Genomic DNA, 21,952 nt, shown 5'->3' with positions numbered 1-21,952 from the left:
GTCGCTATAAGGTTTTTCTATTACTGTATCATCAATACTCAGTATTCCTCCTTCTAAGGTGATAATATTCTGAGCTGTCTCGAATAAATCTTTCGGTTCCTTTCTCTTAATAAAAATCGATTGATAGAATCATGCGAAACATCTCCCAATATTTCTGCTAACCTATTATACCCCCCAAACTTTGGTTCTAAGAGCAAAAATAAAATATACTTTTCGGCGTTGCATTGTGCTGCCGAGGGTTTGGTAGTTTTTCTCATTGTCAAATACCTGGAAAGTAGACTACTCATATTGATCGATGCACTATTTTGTGATTTTGTCAATGCGTAAGTCCTAGATATTGATTAACAAAGGCACATAGAGATAGGGTATCGATCGATTGCCCCGGCAAACGTTCCGGATTCAATCCCTGTAAAAGCCCATCCGTCAATACGCTATAGGAACCACTTGCCAACTCGTAGGCCGGTTCGATCGCCTGGGATGCGGCCACAAAACAGCGACTAAGTAGGTCGGCACAAAAAAACATAACTATGTTAAGATAAGTAAAGAAAAAGAATATATCTACTGAGGTAATTCAATATATGGGTGCTAGATTAAGGGTATTCCTGACTCAACAGCAAGACAAAACTCTCTTAAAACTGAGAACTGCGGATGTACCACAAAAAGTCAAAGACAGAGCAGAAGTAATTAGATTAAATGCACATGGCTGGTACGTTGAAAAAATAGCTGCTCATTTTAACTGGACTCCACAAACAGTGAGAAAGGTTTTACATAAATGGTCGCATCTAGGCATGGAAGGGCTTTGGGAGTCACCTGGTCGAGGAGCCCTTCAAGTGTGGAAAGAGGAAGATATAGAGTTTTTAAAAGAATGCCTCAAAAACGAACCACGTACATATAACAGTCTTTAATTAGCCCAGAAATTAGAAAAAGAACGTTCTGTTAAACTAAGTGCTGCTCGATTAAGACGCATACTAAAAAAAAGGTTTATTTGGAAAAGAGCGAGAAAAAGTCACAAAGGAAAACAAGACCCCATAGTACAAGAAACGAAGCAATCCGACTTAGATATGTTGCAATTAGAGGCAGCGGCGGGAGGAATTGACTTAAAGTATTTAGATGAATCAGGGTTTTGTATGTGGAGTGAACCAGGTTATACTTATTACCCAATAGGTGAGCAAAAACGGTTAGAACAAACGAAACGGCGTGGTCGTAGACTAAGTATTGTCGGACTTCTTCAACCTGACATCAGTTTTGTCTACGGTTTGGTAATTGGAGGTGTCGATCGAAAAGCTTATATCAAAATTATGGAACTCCAAGCCCAGGAAGCTGCTGAGATTGGACGACCGAGAGTAATTGTACAAGACAACGGCCCAATACACCGATGCAAAGAAGTCCAAGAGTTATGGCCACATTGGGAAAAGCAAGGTTTATATATCTTCTTTTTACCCAAGTATTGTTCGGAAATGAACCCCATTGAATTGGAGTGGCAACACATTAAGAAAGATGAGTTGGCTGCGACATTTGTTTGATGATGAATTAGAACTCGCCTACGCCGTAATTCATGGAGTAGAAGCTAGAGGACAAAGGGGAAATTACACTACGCAACGTCTTAAGTTTAACTCCAATTAGGTAACTTAATGTTTTGTTACATAGAGTGGTTTTTTCCCGCCTACCTACTTAATGCTTTTGTTAAAACTCAGGAACTCGCCATGTCGAAAGGCTTCGATGACTTTGTTGCCAAACCGTTCCGAGAGGCAGTAATTTTCGAGAAGATGGCGCGACCTTTGGGAGTTCGCTATATCTATCAAGAGGAGTCGCCGAGGAAGTCCGAACAGGATGAGCCTGTTGTGCAACTGACTTCTGAGTCGCTGTCTGTGTTGCCGAGGGAGTCGATTGAGAAGCTTTATAAAGCAGCCGCTTGTGGAGACGAGCAAGCGGTAAGGCTGTTGATTGAGCGAGTTGCGCTGTCGCAGAAGCAAATTGCTGCGGCTCTAACTAAATTAGTTGACAATCAATACTTCGGACAGTTTTTTAACGGCTCTGTAAGCGTTACAGCGTAAGCCATGGCATTTTTAATGATTTTTTGAAACGAGCGGGCTAGAATTAAAGATTGAAAAAATAGTCATCTCTATAGCCATCAAGGGTTTGAGAGCCTCGATTAGATCTAAAACTGTCCGAAGTATTGGACAATATGAGCTTAGATATTATCAGCGATTTGACTCAGAAGTGCTTTTCGGCCGATTGTACGATCGCCCAATCCCAAGACAGTTCTCAAAGTTAACTCCCTGTTTAGAACCCGTACCTCATACCATTTTTCTAAAGATCCGATAGAGATCGAACACGACAAGACATTGTAATTTATACACTTTCCCTGTTTGCTAAAGTCTGTCATAACTTTAAAAAAATGGTATTAGCGCTCTTTCGTCACTTTCATGAGAGTAAATTCTCGAAGACACGACAGCAAAGGATCTCTTGCCAAATGCTCCCAACGCCAGCAAGGTGTTAGAAAATCGCTCCACAAAACCATACCAGATTAGCATTATCAAATTATGGTCAGATTTTTCCTTTCTTAGAGTGATGAAAGAGCGTTAGTCGGGTCAAGCAGCGATCGCGAGTGGGACTTGGGCGGTCAGCGCTTCATATTCGGGGAAAGAGTTTGTCTTTGGCGATCGGGAAGCTGCACCAACATCAGCATCAACACGATCGCTAGTACCGCCAACGCCCGAAGCTGTATTGCCAGCACCAACACCACCATCACCCGAAACACCCGCAGCAGAACCCCTCCCCGTTCAATTCACGGAAAGCAGCCTGACTCACTGACTTCAAGTACCCGATAAAGAAGCGACGGTCGGGTTTACCGTTGATATGTCCGTCAAAGAGCTTTCGCGGGACGCGAACTTTCCGCGATCGACGATCGCAGTCTGCTACTTACCCGAGCCAACAAGTATAAATTAATACCCTAAAATTTTTTAAAAAAGGATATGTGTAACAGGAAATAAAAATTAATAAATTTTTAAAGATCGAAAGTTTTTTTTTAGCGCAAATTCAAGTAATCTGTATCTTGAGGTTCAAAACCAGCCAGACCTAGCTATTTTTAGCTTAAATGGCCGATTTAACTCAAATTCCAGGAATTCAAAGCCTCTGGGAAAAAACGTCTGGTGATTCTCAAATTTGTGTAGCGGTACTTGACGGCTTAGTAGATCGGACTCATCCTTGTTTTGCCGGAGCTGACCTGAAACGGCTGCCGACATTAGTGCAGGAAGAAGTCTGCGTTACCGGTGCGATGTCTTTGCACGGTACTCACGTTGCCAGCATAATCTTCGGGCAGCACGGCTCGGAGATACCGGGAATTGCTCCTAGGTGTCGGGGATTGATAGTTCCGATCTTTTCCGATAACCGCTCTCGGGTGTCTCAGCTAGACATGGCTCGCGCGATCGAAACTGCTGTGAATGCCGGCGCTCACATCATCAACATCAGCGGCGGTCAACTTACCGAAATAGGTGAAGCCGAAGGCTGGCTGGAGAGTGTTGTGGAACTGTGCAGCGACAACAACGTATTAATTGTGGCTGCTGCTGGGAACGACGGCTGCAATTGCTTGCACGTCCCCGCAGCCCTTCCGGCAGTCTTGGCAGTGGGAGCAATGGACGATCTCGGTCGGCCTCTAAACTTCAGCAACTGGGGAGAAACCTACAGCAATCAGGGTATTCTCGCCCCAGGAGGAACTTAGATGTATTTTACGATCGCTCTCTAATTTTTGCGCTAAAAAAATTTATTTGACTATTAATAAAATTAATAGTTGATTTTTTCGCGAGCTATCTATACTATATATAAGTTAATATTTTCATTCACACTTTTAGAATAGCTAAAATTCGATGATGAAACAGCCCCGCCCTCTGAAATATGATTTTTATAAATTTTACTTGACAGATTTCAAATGTTACTGTACTGTTGTAAAGGTATAGAAATACCAGTCAAACGGTAAGGTACATCTCAAAAACTTGATAGTCAACTAGATGATCGGATCAAATAAACTTGTGACTAAGATTCTAAGAGTCCGTATATTTGATCGTAAAATCAGTTGTACCGGGTACAAATAAATCTAAAATCCTTATCCTGCTTAGGCTTATCTATTTTAGACTTATCTGTTATTTAGGGAGATGTCTATTAAGTTTGACTCTTGGTAATCCTGAAATATCAGGGCTTTGATAACGATGGATTAACCGTTTTACTTCGTAATTATCCTTGCCATGCAGAACTACTTGATTCTTTTAAAACGATATTCCGGGCTATTTTTAGATAGCCAAATGGCTTATTTTTTATAACTTTGAGCCACTACGAATAATTAAATCAATTTAATTTTCGTCCCTGACTTGTATTTGATTCAAGAGTTTTATACTTCTAGCCTTGTAAAACTTGTATTATGGTTCCCCTAACTGTTCCGAGTCTTGTTAAATGTTAGATACATTAAGCACCATATCCCAGGGAAATAATAGTATTTGTATTGCCGTTTTGGATGGCCCTGTCGATCGGAATCATCCTTGTTTCCAAGGTGCAGATTTAACTTATTTGCCCACCTTAGTTAGAGGGGAAGCTCAAACTAATGGCAATATGTCCATTCACGGAACTCACGTTGCCAGCATTATTTTTGGGCAACCGGGTAGTTCGGTGCAGGGAATAGCTCCCCGATGTAAGGGAATAATAGTGCCGATCTTTGCCGACGATCGCCGCAAGACATCCCAGCTAGATTTAGCTCGGGGAATCGAGCAAGCGGTCAATGCAGGAGCACACGTTATTAACCTCAGTGGGGGTCAACTGACCGACTTTGGCGAAGCTGATGGGTGGCTGGAAAATGCGGTTCGTCTGTGTCGAGAAAACAACGTCTTGCTCGTTGCAGCGGCTGGAAATAATGGTTGCGATTGCCTGCACGTACCCGCAGCGTTGCCCGCAGTGCTAGCAGTCGGGGCGATGGATGCAAATGGCAAACCCTTGGGATTTAGCAACTGGGGTGAAACCTATCAAAACCAAGGTATTCTTGCCCCCGGCGAGGATATTTTGGGGGCTAAACCCGGTGGTGGCACCGACCGTCTCAGCGGTACGAGCTTTGCCACTCCGATTGTCTCAGGTGTAGCAGCAGTGCTGCTGAGTCTTCAGCGGGAGCGGGGAGAAACCCCCGACCCCCAAAAAGTTCGTCAAATACTGTTGCAGAGTGCTTTACCCTGCGACCCTGACTTGCCAGAAGAAACCAGGCGGTGTCTGACAGGCAAACTGAACATCCCTGGAGCAATAACGTTACTAAAAGGAGGAAATATGGCTGAGGAATTTACATCAGTGAATGCATCAGAAGTAGAAGCTACAGGCTGTGGTTGTGATGGCAGCCTGAGCAATACGGGTGAAGCGATCGCCACCGCGCAAGGGCAATCGCCTCAAACCTCGGTTGCAACAGCAGCCACTGCGACCGCTGGGGCTGTCCCCAGCAACACCCCAAACTTGCAAGATTTGATTCAATCGTTTCCCACTGCTACAACCCAACAACCAATGATGCCAAACTTAACTGCTAATTCCGTCACCGCCAGCCAAGCTCCCAGCGAAGTCGCTGACATGGGTCAGCTTGTCTATGCCCTAGGAACCCTCGGCTACGACTTCGGAAGCGAAGCTCGTCGGGACTCGTTCAAACAACTGATGCCCCCTTTTAACTTTGGGACAACGATGGTTCCGGCGAATCCCTACGACGCCCGTCAGATGGTGGACTACCTGGACGCCAATATTTCTGAGTCGCGCTCGCTTATTTGGACGATTAATATTGAACTGACCCCGGTCTATGCGATCGATCCTATGGGTCCCTTTGCTGCTGAGTCTTACCGGGCTCTCCACGAACTCCTTGGGGGTCAAATTCAACCCGAAAACGATGCCGAATACGTCGAGCGCGTCAGCATACCGGGCATCTTAACCGGGCGTAAAGTCAAACTATTCTCCGGTCAAGTTATTCCGGTAATTGAACCCCAAAGCACCCGCGGCATCTACGGCTGGAAAGTCAACAACTTGGTCGCTGCCGCGATGAACGCGGTACAAGCTGAAGACGGCACTGCTGACGAAGACCGCATCCGCAAAACATTAGATGGCTTCCTCAACCGCATCTACTACGACCTCCGCAACTTGGGAACAACCTCCCAGGACCGCGCCCTCAATTTCTCCGTTACTAATGCCTTCCAAGCCGCCCAAACCTTCAGCGAAGCGGTTGCTGTTGGCATGGAACTCGACAGCGTTACGGTTGAGAAAAGTCCCTTCTGTCGCATGGATAGCGACTGCTGGGATGTGAAATTGAAATTCTTCGACCCTGAAAACAGCCGTCGTGCCAAGAAGATTTTCCGCTTCACCATTGATGTAAGCGATTTGATTCCTGTTACTTTGGGCGAAGTTCGTTCTTGGTCTTCACCGTACTAAAAGGCAATACAATTGGGGTGAGAGTGCCACAATAAAAACCACTCTCGCCAAGAGAGCTAAATTTGTTCAACCTATCCATACGGATAATCTTCAACCATGCGACTTCCTTTATTGTCTCCCCCCGTCAAACGTCCCCATTTCATCCAGCCTGCGCTGTGCGTAGATGTGGAAAATGGTAATCCCGATGATTTGGTGCATATTCGGATGGATCTGCTCCACGGCGCTAACTATAACGATCCTTCAGCCTATGCCAACCGCAGTTTCAACCAAGTGATGCACTCTAGTGCCAGCCAGAGTTCAGCCAGCCAGGGCTGGGGTGGCTTTGGGGGCATGGGACGATTCTATTAACGACCCACTAGCAGCTAATCACGAGGCCTCAGCCAAAAGGTTTTTTACGGGCATTGGTTGATACACAGTATTTGTTAGCAAATGTTAGCGAAAACGTACCGGAAACAAACTATGGATACGAATAAAACAGTAACAACAGCCTCGGAAGTCTCCTCCACCCCTAAACCGAAAAAGTACCGGAAACAAACTATGGATACGAATAAAACAGTAACAACAGCCTCGGAAGTCTCCTCCACCCCTAAACCGAAAAAGTCCTACGTCCCCACTAGCCAGACTGGGCTGCAAGATTATTCCTACTGGTGCGAATACGTCAAAAAACATGCCAAAGCGCCTGATCCTCAGAGCAAGCCTTTCCGACGGGGTCGCATTTGGACATAGTTGCTGCCTCTTCTGTACTTTTCTCTACTAGAGTTTCCTTATGCCGAAGTCAACTAAAAACGCGCCGCCATCTGTAGACCTGTCAACCGTGCCAGTTGCTCAGTTTGACGGCGAGAAAGACTACATTGAAGTGGGCTTTCAGGGAGCTTTTAACCCGCCGTAATTCACGGTTGAATGCTGGGCAAAAGTCACAGGCGGACAAAGGTCGTGCCTCACGCCCGTTACCTCCAGGCGTGAGGCACTACACTGCCACGTTAAGTTTATTATTCAGAATATTTTTTCGTTTGCCATGCACAATAATGTTATTAATCCTAGCGTTTCTCTTCAAGAGAACAAGACATCAAAGAACGAAATACTTCGCACTCTGTATAATGACAATCCCCTTAACCTAAGTGTGAAACTTCCTGAGGAAATAGCTAGAGCGCACAATCTTGGTCTAGCCATTCGCGCAGGAATACAACCTGAAGACTATATTTTTGATGCTGGTTGTGGGATGGCAATCCCTGCAATTCATATAGCTCAATCATTGCCTAGAACGTGTTTTGAGGGGATTGCTATTTCTGAAGTGGAAGTGGCAGAAGCCCAAAATCGGATTGCCAAGGCTAACTTGGTTGATAGAATACGGGTTCAAGTAGGGGATTTTCATGCTCCCCCCTTTCCTGACGAAGTCTTTGATGTGGCGTTTTTCAACGACAGCATCAAGTATTCCAATCCGTATTCCCAAGTTCTTGCAGAAGCCAATCGCGTACTCCGTCCTGGAGGAAGTCTATACATCGCCGGTCTTTTTGTTAAAGAGTCCCCTCTGTCATCCCTAGAACAACAGTCACTCAATAAGGCAAAAGAAAAATCGGGAGTACTGTATGGTAGCAATATTATTTCTCTCAAGCCAATGATGGAATTTGTTGAGCAGGCGGGCTTTCAAATTCTTGAGTATGACGACAAACAAGCTGTTAAGATGCCTGGATTTGCCCTGTTTATGGATCAGGCTAATCATTTATATCCTAACATTCCTTTGATTTGTGCTGATATTAAAGCAGTAAAACCTATAAGTAGTAAAGTTAAAAATTCCCTGCAAAAACAAGTCAAAACTGGACAAAATAATCTTTATAATTTGCCAGACATCATTCAATCCTTACCGAAAGAGTCTGTAATTGCGAACCTTACTGTTGATTCCATCATTGCTAGCGAAGCCCCAAGTCAAATACCTGACCTCGGTCAAGTCGTCTATGCTTTAGGAAGTCTAGGCTATGACTTTGGGACAGAAGCCCGTCGGGACTCGTTCAAACAACTCATGCCTCCCTTTGACTTTCAGGGAACCCGGGTTCCAGCGAACCCCTACGATGCCCGTCAAATGGTGGATTACTTAGCAGAGAATATGTCTGAAGCGCGATCGCTGATTTGGACACTCAACATTGAACTGACTCCAGTTTATGCGATCGCCCCCACCAGTCCCTTTGCTGCCGATGCTTACCGCGCCCTCCACGAACTACTATCTGGTCAAATTCAAGCTGAAGGGGATGCTGAATATGTTGAGCGCGTCAGTCTCCCTGGCATTTTAACGGGCAAACAAGTGAAGCTCTACTCTGGCCAGGTGATTCCAGTGCTTGAACTCATCGGCACTCGCGGTCTCTACGGTTGGAAAGTCAACAACTTAGTGAATGCTGCGATGGCAGCAGTTCAAGCGGAAGGCACAATGGCTGACGAAGGTCGCATTCGCCAGACCTTAGATGGCTTCCTCAACCGCATTTACTACGATTTACGCAATTTGGGAACAACATCCCAAGATCGTGCCCTCAACTTCTCTGTGACCAACGCTTTCCAAGCTGCTCAAACCTTCAGCCAAGCGGTGGCGGTGGGGATGGAACTGGACAGCATTACCGTTGATCAAAGTCCCTTCCGCCGTATCGATAGCGATTGTTGGGACGTGAAGTTGAAGTTCTTCGACCCCGAAAACAGCCGCCGTGCTAAAAAGATTTTCCGGTTTACTGTTGACGTGAGTGATTTGATTCCGGTTACCTTAGGCGAAGTCCGGTCTTGGTCTTCTCCTTACTAAGGAACAGCCAAATATTCGTGGAAGTACCACAACAAAATGTAAAGAGTGCTTCCTTTGCCTTTGTCAAAACTTGCTTAACTTATTAGTTACAAGCCTTAGCCCTATGCAACCAACCATGCTCCAAATTAAACCCCACTTTCATGTCGAGGCGATCGAACCCAAGCAAGTGTATCTCCTTGGCGAACAGAGCAACCACGCCCTCACTGGGCAACTCTACTGCCAGATTGTGCCCCTCTTAAACGGGCAACACACCCTGGAGCAGATTGTCGAAAAACTTGATGGGGAAGTCCCGGCAGAATATATTGACTATGTACTTGATCGCCTCGCTGAAAAAGGTTATCTGACTGAGGCAGCCCCGGAACTGTCCTCGGAAGTGGCGGCATTTTGGAGCGAGTTAGGGATTGCACCCCCCGTGGCAGTCCAGGGGCTACAGCAGGCGGTGACGCTAACAACGGTGGGCGAGAACATCAGTGAAGTCACCCTTGCTGCCCTCGCTACTGCCCTGCGGGAGATGGGCATTCATGTCCACACTGCAAATGAGGATAGCCCTTCAGCCGTCCTTAATGTCGTCTTGACCGATGACTATTTGCAGCCGGAACTAGCCACCATCAACAAGCAGGCTTTGGAGAGTCAACAAACTTGGTTGCTCGTAAAGCCCGTGGGGAGTGTACTCTGGTTAGGGCCGGTGTTTGTTCCTGGAAAGACGGGGTGTTGGGGCTGTATGGCTCATCGGTTGCGGGGGAACCGCGAAGTTGAGGCATCGGTGTTAGTGCAAAAACAAGCCCAACAGCAGCGTAATGGTCAAAACGGGCGTGCGATGGAATGCCTGCCCACAGCACGAGCAACGCTGCCTTCGACCCTGCAAATGGGGTTACAATTTGCCACCACTGAGATTGCCAAGTGGATTGTCAAGCACCACGTCAATGCCGCTGCACCGGGAACTGCTCGCTTCCCGACATTGGATGGCAAGATTATCACCTTCAATCAGACGATTCTGGACTTGAAAAGTCATATCTCGATCAAGCGACCGCAATGTCCCACTTGTGGTGACTCCACAATTTTGCAGAAACGAGGGTTTGAGCCACTGAAGCTGGAGTCGCGCCCTAAGCACTTCACCTCAGATGGCGGTCACCGTGGAACTACGCCAGAACAAACGGTGCAGAAATACCAGCACTTGATTAGCCCCATCACGGGCGTAGTGACGGAACTGGTGCGGATTTCTGACCCGACTAACCAGTTGGTACATACCTACAAGGCGGGGCATAGCTTTGGTAGCTCCACCTCCCTGCGGGGTCTACGCAATACCCTGAAACACAAGAGTTCTGGTAAAGGTAAAACCGACAGCCAATCGCGGGCAAGTGGTTTGTGCGAAGCCGTAGAACGCTATTCGGGTATCTTTCAGGGCGACGAACCCCGTAAACGGGCAACCCTGGCAGAACTAGGAGATTTGGCAATTCATCCAGAGCAGTGCTTGCACTTTAGCGACGAGCAGTATGCCAATCGGGAAGCCTTGAACGCTCAAGGTTCATCGGCTGCCTATCGCTGGATTCCCCATCGGTTTGATGCCAGTCAAGCCATTGACTGGACGCCGGTGTGGTCGTTGACCGAGCAGACGCAGAAATATCTACCCACTACCTTTTGTTACTACAACTATCCGATGCCAGACGATTCTCGCTTCTGTAAGGCAGATTCCAACGGTAACGCAGCAGGCAACACCCTGGAAGAAGCCATCTTGCAAGGGTTCTTTGAACTGGTGGAGCGGGATAGTGTAGCAATGTGGTGGTACAACCGCCTCAGTCGTCCGGGAGTAGATCTGGGCAGCTTCGATGAGCCATATTTTGCCAAATTGCAGCAGTTTTACCGGGAACTGAACCGGGAACTCTGGGTGATTGATTTGACCGCTGACTTTGGGATTCCGGCGTTTGCGGGGCTATCGCGTCGCACGGTAGGCAGTTCAGAGCGGATATCTATTGGTTTCGGAGCGCACCTTGACCCGACGATTGCCATCCTGCGCGCTCTCACTGAGGTCAGCCAAGTTGGGCTGGAACTGGATAAAATTCCAGACGATCGGCTCAACGGCGAGTCAAGGGACTGGATGCTGGGCGTAACTTTAGAGACTCATCCTTGTTTGGCTCCAGATGCCTCGCAGCCGATGAAAACTGCTAATGATTACCCAAAGCGCTGGAGCGATGACATTCATGTAGATGTGATGACCTGCGTGGGGATTGCAAAAGCGGTAGGGCTAGAAACATTGGTGCTAGACCAGACGCGACCGGACATTGGCTTGAACGTGGTCAAGGTGATTATACCGGGAATGCGAGGTTTATGGTCGCGGTTAGGACCAGGGCGAATCTACGATGTGCCGGTGAAGCTGGGGTGGCGAACCGTACCCTCGGCTGAGGCAGAGATGAACCCTATCAATATACCGTTTTAAGTCTTTTTAAAGTTTGCGGACGACGGGCTTCGCTACATACCAGATGTCGTCCTAATAAGCTTCTTTCCAAGGAAGAAGAGGATTGGCCCACCTCAACGGGTCAAAAAACCAAACAACCAATTGAGGAAATTACTCATGGATAAAAAGAACATTCTCCCCCAACAAGGCGCACCCGTCATCCGTATGACTGCTGGCCAACTTCCTAGCCACTTAGCCGAACTCTCGGAAGAGTCTCTCGGTGGTAATGGTGCAGAAGCCTCTCACTGTGTCACTATCTGCGCCTTCGATGGTGCAGAAGCCTCTCACTGTGTCACTATCTGCGCCTTCGATGGTGCAGAAGCCTCTCACTGTGTCACTATCTGCGCCTTCGATGGTGCAGAAGCGTCTTTCACTGTCTGCGCGTGCGCCTTCGACGGTGACGAAGCATAAGGATAGCCTATACCAAATCTGTGAGAATAGGGTCTATCTGACTGATTAACCTATCTCAACCGGATTTAGTGTATTCGTTTATTTGAGAAAACGAGGTTAAAGATGTTGAGTCGCACTCCAAGCTTTTTCCTAGATTGGGTAAGCTTTTCTCATCTACCTCGTTTTCTTTTAATTGGATTTTTAAGTTCTCATTGTACCCAATTTGACACGACTTCCGCAGCCACAGCACCCGTACAGGAAATCCCCTTGCTCTCTCTGCCTGAGCCATCGTACTTTTGACTGGCGGCAAAGCGGTGTATCAGTTGTTGGGGTAAAGCCCGCTCGGTTCTAGGGACTAAAACCCAACAACAAACCTACTGGAAATGACCCTAACTTCTATGCTGAAAAATAATCATCTCAAAGCCCGTCGTCTTCAGTTTTTGCGAGGCCATCAAGAGGCTTTTGATGTGGAGCCAACCTTTATGCTTTCGCTATTTGAAGAAGCAGTCCTTGGCATAGAAGGGACTTGTGGTGTTGAATCTCAATGTAATGTGGAAAAAGCTCAACTATTTGCAATTGATTTTCAGGTTTCTAATGATGAAGGACGTACTTGGCCAATGTCTTTGACCCATGCGGTCAAGTTTATGGATAAAATTGAAAGTACAGTAGGTGTTCGACTCAATCGTAATTTGCTGGAGCAGTTTGCCACATTACACCTTGGCTCCCATAAAATACATGACAACACGGTAGGAATTGACCTAAGACCTAGAAATGATGATTCTTGTATAAAAGTATATCTGCATCTTGCCCCAGAAGAAGATCCTGAAGAATTAGTCAAAACAGCACTCGAACTTGATGGGGGTAGCTATTCACCTGAACTAATACAGGTTTTACTCAAAAGCACTATTGTAATAGGGTTTAATCTTTTCTTAAATGGCTACAGTGATATTGAGTTATGGGCTACTTCTCCGGGAGAACAATATGAAGTAACTAATTCAGATAAAGGCAAATATTTGAAGCACTATATACAGAGAATTTTTTCACCAAAAATCAATTATTTATTTCAAGAATCTACTTTCTTAGTAGTTGTTTTTTCTAAAAATGTAGAGCCAATTCTCATGTTTAATTATGAGGATATTAAAGAGATACCCAAGAATTTCTTGTTTAACACTTTAGGGGATAGAATCTACAGCTTTTGTCAGGGTCAAGATTGTATGACTTATGCTGGAGTATCTGTCACAGAGCGGGAATTGGAAAAAGACAGGTTAGAAAACTTTAGTATTTTTTATAATCAACGGGATGAATGTCAACCTTTGTTGCATATTAAAAAACGCAAAGATTAGTTAGTCTTCTCCCCCTCTCCCCGTCTCTACTTTAGTTATGCTTACTGCCTAAGAATATGGGAATAGAATTTAACCATTTATATGTTACTATCGACCCAGAAACCCTAGATTCAATCGACCAATCAGAGTTTATTAGCCAAGAATTATGCACAATCTCCAGAGATACTGTAAAAACTGATACAGAAAGCTGGACGGGAATTTATCACAGGGGAAAACATTTCTATCTAGAGCTTTTTCCTCCAGGCGGTGGTGAAGGGTTAAGGGAAGGCTTTTCCGGTATTGGTTTCAATAGTCAACAAGCAGGAGAGATGGATATTGTCAAGGAAAAGCTAAAATCCTTATTAGGAGCTAAAGAAATACTTTCTGATTTGCAAGTTCGTCAAACCGAAGATGGAAAAGTTCCCTGGTTTCATTATTTGTCCATCAATCCAGTAGAGAGAGAAGCTTTTGCTTCATGGTTGATGGAATTTGATCAGGATTATTTAAAGTATAATAACCCATTCTACAATTGATAAGGTTTATTATAACTTTTTTCAAGTTACTACCTATCTAATTATTTTTGACCATTATCATTATCAATCAATATGAACAATTGCCCTTTTGCTATTTCCCTTAACCCTGCTGTCCAAGTCACCAGCACTGAAGACGGTTATACCCTGCACGGAGCAGAATCTGAGCCGAATGCTTGGCTAACCCTTGCCACAACGCCCGGAATGGGTATGGCTCTTGATAGCCTCAAGGCAGGCAAAACCACCCCTGAATCACTCGTGCAAGGGTTAGCCGAAATCGAGGGTCAGGCTGCCGGGGAACAGTTTGGGCAGATGCTACAACAATTGGATGAACGAGGTTGGTTGAGTTATGCTGTATTGCCCCTGGCAGTGGTGATTCCGATGGTGGATTCCGCCGAGTTGAATCTCACTGAACCCTACTGGACACAAACCCGTCTCAGCCTCTCCCGCTTTGCCTATCAGCATGCCTACGAAGGCACGATGGTGCTGGAGTCCCCCCTCTCCAAGTTTCGGGTCAAGCTCCTCGACTGGGGAGCCAGTGCGATCTTAGCTCAACTCGCCCAGCCCCAAACTTTAGGATCACTGACGCCACCGCCGTACTTGGGAGCAGAAACCGCCTACCAGTTCCTCAACCTGCTGTGGGCTGCGGGGTTTCTGACGGCTGACCCTGAATCCCCCTCACTCCGGCTTTGGGAGTTTCATAACCTACTGTTCCACAGCCGTAGCCGCTTCGGTCGCCATGACTATCTCTCCATAGACCATGATATAGAGCAGTGGTCAGATTTCCCAGTCGTGAAGCCTCCCATGAGTGACCAGATTGTACCACTACCACGTCCGAACTTGGGGGCATTGATATCTAATGATGCCACCCTCACGGAAGCGATTGAAAGGCGAAGATCGATAAGAGGAGAAGATGACGACAATAATCCGATCTCGATCGAGCAAGTGGGGGAACTTCTTTATCGCACTGCTCGTGTTAAGAAAATTCTTTCTCCACAGGAGAGTTTTGGCAAATTTTGGCTGAAAGAACAGCCAAAATTTGAAGAAGCAGGTGTAGATTATGGCGAGTTGACTCGTCGCCCTTATCCAAGTGGTGGGGGAATGTATGAATTGGAAATCTATGTGATAGTAAGGCTGTGTCAAGGATTAAGTCAAGGGGTGTATCACTACGATCCACTGAATCACCACCTGGAGATGATTTTTGAATTTGAATCAGATACTGATATCTTGACTACATCAGGTTATGGGCTATGGCATACTCTTACTTCGGCTCCACAAGTTATCTTAGTGATTACGGCACGGTTTGGTCGGTTATTTCGTAAATATCGCTCTATAGCTTATGCGTTAGTGCTGAAGCATGTTGGGATCTTGCAACAAAATTTTTACCTCGTAGCAACTAATATGGGTTTAGCTCCTACGGCGGCTGGGGCTGGGGATAGCGATGCTTTTGCTGGGATAACGGGTTTAGACTATCTCGAAGAATCGGTTGTCGGAGAGTTTATGCTCGGATCGTTGCCTAACGAAGATGTCAAAGCAAGTGGGTTGGAGTCGATGGAGGTGGATGGCTCAGAAAAGCTGACTGAGGCAATCATCTCAGCAACTGATACTGAGTGGGATGGAGTTGAGGCTGAAAGTGAGTTTGGTGCTGACTTTTCACATGATGTAGAAAAATCAACGCTAGACCTAACCCCCCAACCTTCGCTACAAGGAGGGATGGCAGAGGACGAAGCCTTTTATTCAGGGAAGGAGGAGAATTCAAAGCCTCTCTCCTTGCAGGAGAGAGGTTTGGAGAGAGGTTTTCCAGATCCCGTGAAAAGTCAGAATTTTAGTGAAGCTGAGTCAGTTGGGTTAGTGGCAGAAAATCCACAGACTGATGTAGGGGAAAGTCCTGAGAATACCTCGGTGCAAGTTGAGGACATGGCTCCTTCAAATGCAATGTCTACGACGGGCTACGCCTACGCCGAGACTCCAGATTCATCCAGTGTCGCTGAAGAAGAAAGCGAATCAGCAGGGGTTTCAGTCAGTGAAGTTGAGAGTTCGGCAACGCCCATCCCCATCGCACTCCATCCCCACGAACTCGACGATCGCATTCCCGGACTGGCTGAACTTCACAACCAAACATTAGGTGACTCCCGCATCACGATTGTAATTCTAGATGGCAACCCAGACCATACATTATCCTGCTTTGCTGGAGCCAACGTTTCTAAGGTGTTTCCCTACTGGCACGAACCCGCACCTCCCATCAGCCCAGAAGATTACGCCACCTTCCAAGCCATCCGAGACCAGGGGCTAAAGGGCAAAGCGAAACAGGAGGCACTTGAAAGTGCTATACCCGACATGATAAATCGTGTTGAACTCAATGACCATGCCTGTCATGTCACCAGTACCATCGTCGGTCAAGAACATAGCCCTGTTTTTGGCATTGCTCCCAACTGCCGAGTCATCAATATGCCTCACGATGCGGTAGTTAAGAGCGACAATGGTATAGCTCTGAGTGGCTATAACGAGGTGCTGTCTCCCCTCAACTTAGCCCGTGCCTTCGAGTTAGCCTTAGAGTTGGGTGCAAATATTATCCACTGTGCTTTTTGTCGCCCCACTCAAACCAGTGAAGGAGAAGAGATCCTTGTCCAAGCGATTAAAAAGTGTCAAGACAACAATATCTTAATCGTCGCTCCGGTAGGGAACAATTCAAATGAATGCTGGTGTCTGCCTGCCGTTGTGTCAGGAACCTTGCCAGTCGGAGCCGCAAATATAGATGGGACACCCTGCCACTTTAGCAATTGGGGCGGTAACAACACAGAAGAAGGTATCCTCGCTCCGGGTGAAGATATTTTGGGGGCACAACCCTGCACCGAAAAACCCGTGCGCCTAACAGGAACCAGCATGGCAGCGCCCGTGATGACGGGTATTTCTGCACTGCTGATGAGTTTGCAACTGCAAGAGGGCAAACCCGTCGATGCCGAAGCCGTCCGAACAGCACTGCTCAACACGGCGATTCCCTGTGACCCACAGGTTGTCGCCGAACCGGAACGCTGTTTGCGCGGCTTTGTCAATATCCCAGGCGCAATGAGGGTGCTGTTTGGGCAACCCTCCGTCACCATTTCCTTCGCGGGCGACCAAGTGACCCGCACCGAACGTGCTGGCTATGCCATGCCTAGTGCTACGGTTGCCCCAGCAAGCATCATCGGTGCTATGGCTACGGATAGCAGCCCAGCCGTGCAGCCCGCCACTCTTGCTACACCTACGGAAGCATCCGTCACTGCTGCTGACCCTGCCACAGTGGAAGCTAGCACCGCCTATTCTGGTAACGTTTACGCCCTAGGGACGATCGGCTACGACTTCGGGGATGAAACCCGCCGCGACACTTTCAAACAACTGATGGCTCCCTCCGAAGTAAACGGCATCATAGTGACCGCAGATCCCTACGATACTCGCCAGATGATCGAGTACCTCGATCGCAATCCTAACGAAGCTCGCTCCCTGATTTGGACATTGGGCCTCGATGGAGACACAATCTATGTCCTAGAGCCAACGGGAGCCTTTTCAGCCGAGATATACGAGATGTTCCTGCTGATGCTGGCGGGGCAGATGGAGGCAGAAACCAGCGATGAGTTTGTAGAGCGGATTAGCGTCCCCGCCCGACGTACCAACAGCACGGTGGAACTCTTCTCCGGTGAGTTTGTGCCTGTGGTGAAGGTACATGACGTGCGGGGGATGTACGGCTGGAAAGTGAATGCTCTGGTGAACGCGGCGATGGTGCGAATCTCTCGTCAATTAGACGAAGCCCAAGAACCCATCGTGCGACAAGCTCTGACCTCCTTCCTCAACCGAGTCTACAACGATCTGCGGAATTTGGGGCAGACTTCGCGCGATCGAGCGCTCAACTTTGCTGCCACCAACATCTTCCAAGCTGCTTTAACTTTTGCCCAGGCGATCGTCCAGCGTCGTCAACTGGACACCATTACAGTCGAAAAAAGCCCCTTCTGTCGCCTCAACAGTGACTGTTGGGATGTCAAGCTAGAGTTCTTCGACCCGGAAAGCAGTAGTCGGGCACGCAAAGTCTTCCGCTTTACCCTTGATGTGGTGCAGCCGATGCCGGTGACTTTGGGTGAGGTGAAGAGCTGGTCAATCCCTGGTAAAGTGAGTTGAACGCACTGGTGACGGACTCACGTCACAAGAGTCGGTATGACATGAGCTTCTAGGCCATTCCAGAATTTCCTTGAACTGAGATCTTGCACCATTTTCAATTAGCCTTTCATGGGCGGGCGGGACGCCCACCCCACAAGAAAACTCACTCTTTGTGGAACAGGCCGGAAAGCCTGTTAAGCGAGAATGGTGCAAGATCTCAGTTCAAGGTACTCGTAATTTTAGGAATAATCCTAATACCTTTGCGCGACTTAAGCTAAAGAGTTTTTATGAACAGGCATCTTGTCTGTTCCACAATTTGTATTGCTAAGGCTCAAGAAGTAAAAACATGGGAATAGAATTTAACCATTTATATATTACTCTCGACACAGAAACGCTAGAGTCAATAGCCAAATCAGAGTTCATTAGCCAAGAATTCTGCACAATATCCAGAGATACCGTAGAAACTGATACAGAGAGTTGGGCGGGTACTTATCTCAGAGGGAAACATAGCTATCTTGAGCTTTTTGCACCAGGGGGTGCTGAAGGGTTTAGGGAAGGTTTTTCGGGTATTGGTTTCAATAGTAAACAAGCAGGACAGATTGATATTGTAGATGAAAAACTAAAATCCTTAGTCGCCCAAGAAACGTTTTCTGATTTGCAAATTCGTCAAACCGAAGATGGAAAAGTACCCTGGTTTCATTATTGGGCGCTCAAATCAGAGAGAGAAGCCTTCAGTGCGTGGTTGATGGAATTTCATCAGGATTATTTAGACTATAAAAACATCAAGCTTACCGGTGCTGGTTGCTTTGACCGTGCCGCTTATCTAAAAAACCTTGCTACCTCCGAAACTTCTTTATTTGACGACATTTCAGAAGTTCATCTTGAATTGACTTTAGCGGAACACGAGGAACTAGCATTACTACTTCGAGTCTTTGGCTATCACTCATCTTGCTCAGGAGATATTACTACCTATCGTTCTCATGGTTTTACTTTACAAGTATCTCAGAAAGTTGCTCCAAGTTATCGAATTCGCAAGGTTGTTTGCACGATGAAGGCTCAAGCTTATCAGCAAAGAAAGTTCACTTTCGGTGATAATGCACAGTTAAGTGTGGGTGGAGAACTCGCAATTTGGCAGTTTGGATAACTGAATCAATAAGTTAAAAAATAGCGATACTCCTTTGTTTGGTAGTGCAACTGATAAATTTGGCAACCGCTTGCTACCCTATTTATCAGTTGCGTCATGTCCAATAATGTCAGCCCTCAAGCTTTATATTATATAGCAATCCTAAATCATTCATGCAGATATGTAGGGGCGGTGCCCCCGTGCCCGCCCTCCGGGCGATTTGGGCAACCACGGGGGGATTGCCCCTACAAGAATTATGCAAATGATTTAGGATCGCTATAGGACTTACGCAAAAACTCCGGGTTCTGACAAAAATCGTCGCTTTTTAGATGAATATTGACGCAGAACCCTGGTTTTGTGCCTCCCGTGCGTAAGTCCTGTATTACTCAAATATTGATGCTGAGAGGGATTTTTGAAGGCTGCAAAAATCGATAAGACACCAGCCTTTGGGCATCTGCTTCGAGAATTTTTGCTTCGATGTCATTCAGGTTTACCTTGAATTTCTCGAAAGCTCTTTTCAACTGCGGCTCGACAAAAGATGAACCGGGGTAATCGAGGAGGTTCGTATAGTAAACTGAACCCAGCAAATAAAGCACTTCTATTTGGAGTAATGCTCGCTCTAGTGGCGGTAGCGAACCCATGAAATTTTGCTGCTGTGCGGAGTTGGTAGGTGCTGGAGAATAGCAACCCAAAGGAAATGCTGGTGCGTAGGTCATCAAGCCGCTTTGCGGAAAGTTAACAGCAGCGTGTTGGGCGCTAGCTGCAAAGATAACCGTAGAGATGGCCTCTACTAAATAATCTAAGCTTGCAATCCGACCGTCAGCATTTTCGCCAATATAGCAGTGTCCTTTGGCAAACAATTCACCAGCCCAATTTTGCAGTTGTCGATCGGCAACTACCGACTTATCGCTAGAATAGTTCAGGCGCAGGTATTCGCCCACCCACTGATGGATGGCATCCCAAATTAGTTGTCCGTCATCTCGATAAGGATAAATCGGTAATTGCTGAGAATTATTGACACCGCGTTTTTCTAAAGTTCGGGGGAAGGCAACTTCATTAAAGTTAGCTAAGTGGCTCATCGCTTCTTTAATAGCGAGTTGGCCGTTACTGCCTATAGTGGCACTCAATAAGAAGTCTATAGGCCCTTCTGGTGCTAATAAATTCTTATGTGCGCCGTAATTAATCAAGATAGTACCTTGCAAGTGAGGTTTCAACAAAACCATTACAGGATGACTTTTATCGGTAAAGCAGCGATTAGTTGCCAGAACAAAAGGCTCAATAAATAAGTGAGTCTGAGCTAGGTGAGATATCAGCTCGTGGTAATTGCTATCTGCCATTTGTACGACGGTTTTAGCTGTCATCCAGTTGTCGCCATCTAGGGGCGTAAATACAGGATTGTTATCCCCCGGAACTTGCTGGCAGCGAATTGCTATTGGCCGTAAATTTCGATCTTGATATTGTTCGGGCGGTACTGCAAATAATGCGATTGGAGCATACATATACTTTGGCAACCCACCAATATCGCTATTGACTAAACTATCGAGCTTGGAATAATCTGCTAGATAAAGTCGCCCGGATTGCAGTGCTGCTTCTAGATTATCTTCATGCAGAATCTCTCCGTACTGTTCGCTGGTAATTAACAGGCGCTCGTCTAGTTCTTGGATTTGATTGAGCATTACAGGGTTTGGCCCTGCTACTTGCATATAAGCAAAAACTGCATCTTGTTGGAAATTTCCTACAGTTGCCGGTCTGATTGTTAACGGGTTGAGTAACTTTTCGTAATCTTCGAGAGTCGGATTGACAGTACCGCGTACAAGTATTTCCGTAGAATCAGCTTGCTTGTCAATTAATTCTTGTCCCAAACATCTAGCAATTCCTTGAAGGTGCTTGTATAATTCTCGATCGACTTCCTCAACTTCCTCAACTTCCTCGAATTGAGCGACTTCCTCAACTTCATCAACTCGGTCAACTTCATCGAGTTGCTCGCTTTTGAGATTTCGTGCAGATTTCACTTCTAAGTTTCCGCTGAGTTCAGCTTGTATTTCTCGATCTATTCGATCGAATACATTTTCAACTTCACTAAAATCCCCTGTCAAGGGAATGCTACTTTTAACCTTGGGGGATACTTTTCGCTCCAAGACTGATTCTAGTTTTAAAACAGCATTAGTTAATTCTGCTTGTCCCTGGGCTGCCCTTATTTCACGCTCGATTGACTCTAACGAATCAATTTCACTCTCGTTTGACAGCGAGTTTTTGAGAAGATTAGCCGACTTTTCAGCCTCGTTCAAAATACTCAGCGTACTCAACACTAAACTCACCCATTTCAGGCTGGGAAGTTCATCGGCTTTAGGCAGTCTAGGCAGGTTGCCGATCGGACTAAGTGGCACCTCAGTCATAGCTAGAGGAGCTAAAACTGTATAGTCATATTCGTATTTACCAGATACAATCAACCTGCGAGCCAAAGGAACCGTTGCTAAAAAAGTGACGAAACGGTACAGCGTTTGAATGATTTCTTGCCTGGAAAAAGACATATTTTGCTCCAAAAAAAAATATTACTAGATTGGGTGAATCGAGAAGTTACTAGATTGGGTGAATCGAGATTAGAGTCTTCAGTATTGGTTGGTAACAGTTTGACTCTTAATTTTGTATTAGTTGCATCAGTTGATATAGCAATCCTAAATCATTTGTGAATTTCTTACTCCCTCCTTTTGCTAAGGAGAGGGTTGGGGTGCCGGAAAAAATTTACGACTCCTGCAAGGATTGCTACAGATTTTTAGCTGCTTGCGACTGCTA

General features: G+C 46.4%; 14 protein-coding genes and 3 pseudogenes. 14 read left to right on the top strand and 3 right to left on the bottom strand.

Features of this window, described 5'->3' with window-relative positions; all coding sequences use genetic code 11:
- Positions 1-197: pseudogene (locus tag JGK07_RS14380) on the bottom strand (IS701 family transposase); the annotation flags it as partial.
- Between the two features lie 381 nt (positions 198-578).
- On the opposite strand from JGK07_RS14380, the pseudogene JGK07_RS14375 reads away from it, so the two are divergent.
- Both JGK07_RS14375 and JGK07_RS14370 read left to right on the top strand, forming a co-directional pair.
- Positions 579-1,523: pseudogene (locus tag JGK07_RS14375) on the top strand (IS630 family transposase).
- Between the two features lie 180 nt (positions 1,524-1,703).
- Positions 1,704-2,054, top strand: coding sequence for a hypothetical protein (locus tag JGK07_RS14370; protein WP_293203149.1), 351 nt, complete (start codon positions 1,704-1,706; stop codon positions 2,052-2,054).
- A gap of 569 nt (positions 2,055-2,623) precedes the next feature.
- On the opposite strand, the gene JGK07_RS14365 is transcribed toward JGK07_RS14370, so the two are convergent.
- Positions 2,624-2,761, bottom strand: a complete 138-nt coding sequence (locus JGK07_RS14365; protein WP_293184582.1) for a hypothetical protein — start codon at positions 2,759-2,761, stop codon at positions 2,624-2,626.
- Between the two features lie 336 nt (positions 2,762-3,097).
- Here JGK07_RS14365 and JGK07_RS14360 point away from each other — a divergent pair.
- The 12 genes and pseudogenes from JGK07_RS14360 to JGK07_RS14305 all read left to right on the top strand — a co-directional run.
- A pseudogene (locus tag JGK07_RS14360) lies at positions 3,098-3,712 on the top strand (S8 family serine peptidase); the annotation flags it as partial.
- Positions 3,713-4,446: 734 nt separating this feature from the next.
- Entirely contained in the window at positions 4,447-6,435 is a 1,989-nt protein-coding gene (locus tag JGK07_RS14355) for a PatA/PatG family cyanobactin maturation protease (RefSeq protein WP_293224356.1), read from the top strand.
- A 96-nt stretch (positions 6,436-6,531) separates the two neighbouring features.
- Positions 6,532-6,783, top strand: coding sequence for a cyanobactin biosynthesis system PatB/AcyB/McaB family protein (locus JGK07_RS14350; protein ID WP_293204301.1), 252 nt, complete (start codon positions 6,532-6,534; stop codon positions 6,781-6,783).
- Positions 6,784-6,864: 81 nt separating this feature from the next.
- Positions 6,865-7,161 (top strand): cyanobactin biosynthesis PatC/TenC/TruC family protein, encoded by a 297-nt coding sequence (locus tag JGK07_RS33200; RefSeq protein WP_363319079.1) that lies wholly within the window; start codon positions 6,865-6,867, stop codon positions 7,159-7,161.
- A 40-nt stretch (positions 7,162-7,201) separates the two neighbouring features.
- The gene (locus tag JGK07_RS14340) at positions 7,202-7,324 is read left to right on the top strand and encodes a hypothetical protein (protein WP_293204299.1); all 123 of its coding nucleotides are present in this window, start codon (positions 7,202-7,204) and stop codon (positions 7,322-7,324) included.
- A gap of 126 nt (positions 7,325-7,450) precedes the next feature.
- A complete protein-coding gene (locus tag JGK07_RS14335) occupies positions 7,451-9,214 on the top strand; it encodes a PatA/PatG family cyanobactin maturation protease (RefSeq protein ID WP_293204297.1) in 1,764 nt (587 codons plus the stop codon).
- 103 nt (positions 9,215-9,317) lie between these two features.
- Positions 9,318-11,648, top strand: coding sequence for a TOMM precursor leader peptide-binding protein (locus JGK07_RS14330; RefSeq protein WP_293204295.1), 2,331 nt, complete (start codon positions 9,318-9,320; stop codon positions 11,646-11,648).
- A gap of 135 nt (positions 11,649-11,783) precedes the next feature.
- Positions 11,784-12,077 carry a DUF5837 family cyanobactin class RiPP gene (locus JGK07_RS14325; RefSeq protein ID WP_293204293.1) on the top strand — a complete coding sequence of 98 codons (294 nt, stop codon included), beginning with the start codon at positions 11,784-11,786 and terminating at the stop codon, positions 12,075-12,077.
- Positions 12,078-12,439: 362 nt separating this feature from the next.
- Entirely contained in the window at positions 12,440-13,399 is a 960-nt protein-coding gene (locus JGK07_RS14320) for a LynF/TruF/PatF family peptide O-prenyltransferase (protein ID WP_293224354.1), read from the top strand.
- Positions 13,400-13,455: 56 nt separating this feature from the next.
- A complete protein-coding gene (locus JGK07_RS14315; RefSeq protein WP_293204289.1) occupies positions 13,456-13,911 on the top strand; it encodes a DUF5829 family protein in 456 nt (151 codons plus the stop codon).
- Between the two features lie 72 nt (positions 13,912-13,983).
- Complete coding sequence (locus JGK07_RS14310) at positions 13,984-18,057, top strand: PatA/PatG family cyanobactin maturation protease (protein ID WP_293224352.1); 4,074 nt, start codon at positions 13,984-13,986, stop codon at positions 18,055-18,057.
- 325 nt (positions 18,058-18,382) lie between these two features.
- Positions 18,383-19,180 (top strand): DUF5829 family protein, encoded by a 798-nt coding sequence (locus JGK07_RS14305; protein ID WP_293224350.1) that lies wholly within the window; start codon positions 18,383-18,385, stop codon positions 19,178-19,180.
- Positions 19,181-19,545: 365 nt separating this feature from the next.
- On the opposite strand, the gene JGK07_RS14300 is transcribed toward JGK07_RS14305, so the two are convergent.
- Positions 19,546-21,690: a lipoxygenase family protein gene (locus tag JGK07_RS14300; protein WP_293224348.1), complete on the bottom strand. Its 2,145-nt coding sequence runs from the start codon at positions 21,688-21,690 to the stop codon at positions 19,546-19,548.
- Positions 21,691-21,952: the final 262 nt, after the last annotated feature.

The sequence above is a fragment of the Microcoleus sp. PH2017_24_DOB_U_A genome, assembly GCF_020738205.1.
Classification (GTDB): domain Bacteria; phylum Cyanobacteriota; class Cyanobacteriia; order Cyanobacteriales; family Microcoleaceae; genus Microcoleus.
This window is presented reverse-complemented; position numbering and strand designations above follow the sequence as displayed.

Bases quoted from the DNA above. Each gene is read 5' to 3' on its own strand.
- JGK07_RS14370 (WP_293203149.1), top strand. From the start codon at position 1,704: ATGTCGAAAGGCTTCGATGACTTTGTTGCCAAACCGTTCCGAGAGGCA.
- JGK07_RS14355 (WP_293224356.1), top strand. From the start codon at position 4,447: ATGTTAGATACATTAAGCACCATATCCCAGGGAAATAATAGTATTTGT.
- JGK07_RS14350 (WP_293204301.1), top strand. From the start codon at position 6,532: ATGCGACTTCCTTTATTGTCTCCCCCCGTCAAACGTCCCCATTTCATC.
- JGK07_RS33200 (WP_363319079.1), top strand. From the start codon at position 6,865: ATGTTAGCGAAAACGTACCGGAAACAAACTATGGATACGAATAAAACA.
- JGK07_RS14340 (WP_293204299.1), top strand. From the start codon at position 7,202: ATGCCGAAGTCAACTAAAAACGCGCCGCCATCTGTAGACCTGTCAACC.
- JGK07_RS14335 (WP_293204297.1), top strand. From the start codon at position 7,451: ATGCACAATAATGTTATTAATCCTAGCGTTTCTCTTCAAGAGAACAAG.
- JGK07_RS14330 (WP_293204295.1), top strand. From the start codon at position 9,318: ATGCAACCAACCATGCTCCAAATTAAACCCCACTTTCATGTCGAGGCG.
- JGK07_RS14325 (WP_293204293.1), top strand. From the start codon at position 11,784: ATGGATAAAAAGAACATTCTCCCCCAACAAGGCGCACCCGTCATCCGT.
- JGK07_RS14320 (WP_293224354.1), top strand. From the start codon at position 12,440: ATGACCCTAACTTCTATGCTGAAAAATAATCATCTCAAAGCCCGTCGT.
- JGK07_RS14315 (WP_293204289.1), top strand. From the start codon at position 13,456: ATGGGAATAGAATTTAACCATTTATATGTTACTATCGACCCAGAAACC.
- JGK07_RS14310 (WP_293224352.1), top strand. From the start codon at position 13,984: ATGAACAATTGCCCTTTTGCTATTTCCCTTAACCCTGCTGTCCAAGTC.
- JGK07_RS14305 (WP_293224350.1), top strand. From the start codon at position 18,383: ATGGGAATAGAATTTAACCATTTATATATTACTCTCGACACAGAAACG.
- JGK07_RS14300 (WP_293224348.1), bottom strand. From the start codon at position 21,690: ATGTCTTTTTCCAGGCAAGAAATCATTCAAACGCTGTACCGTTTCGTC.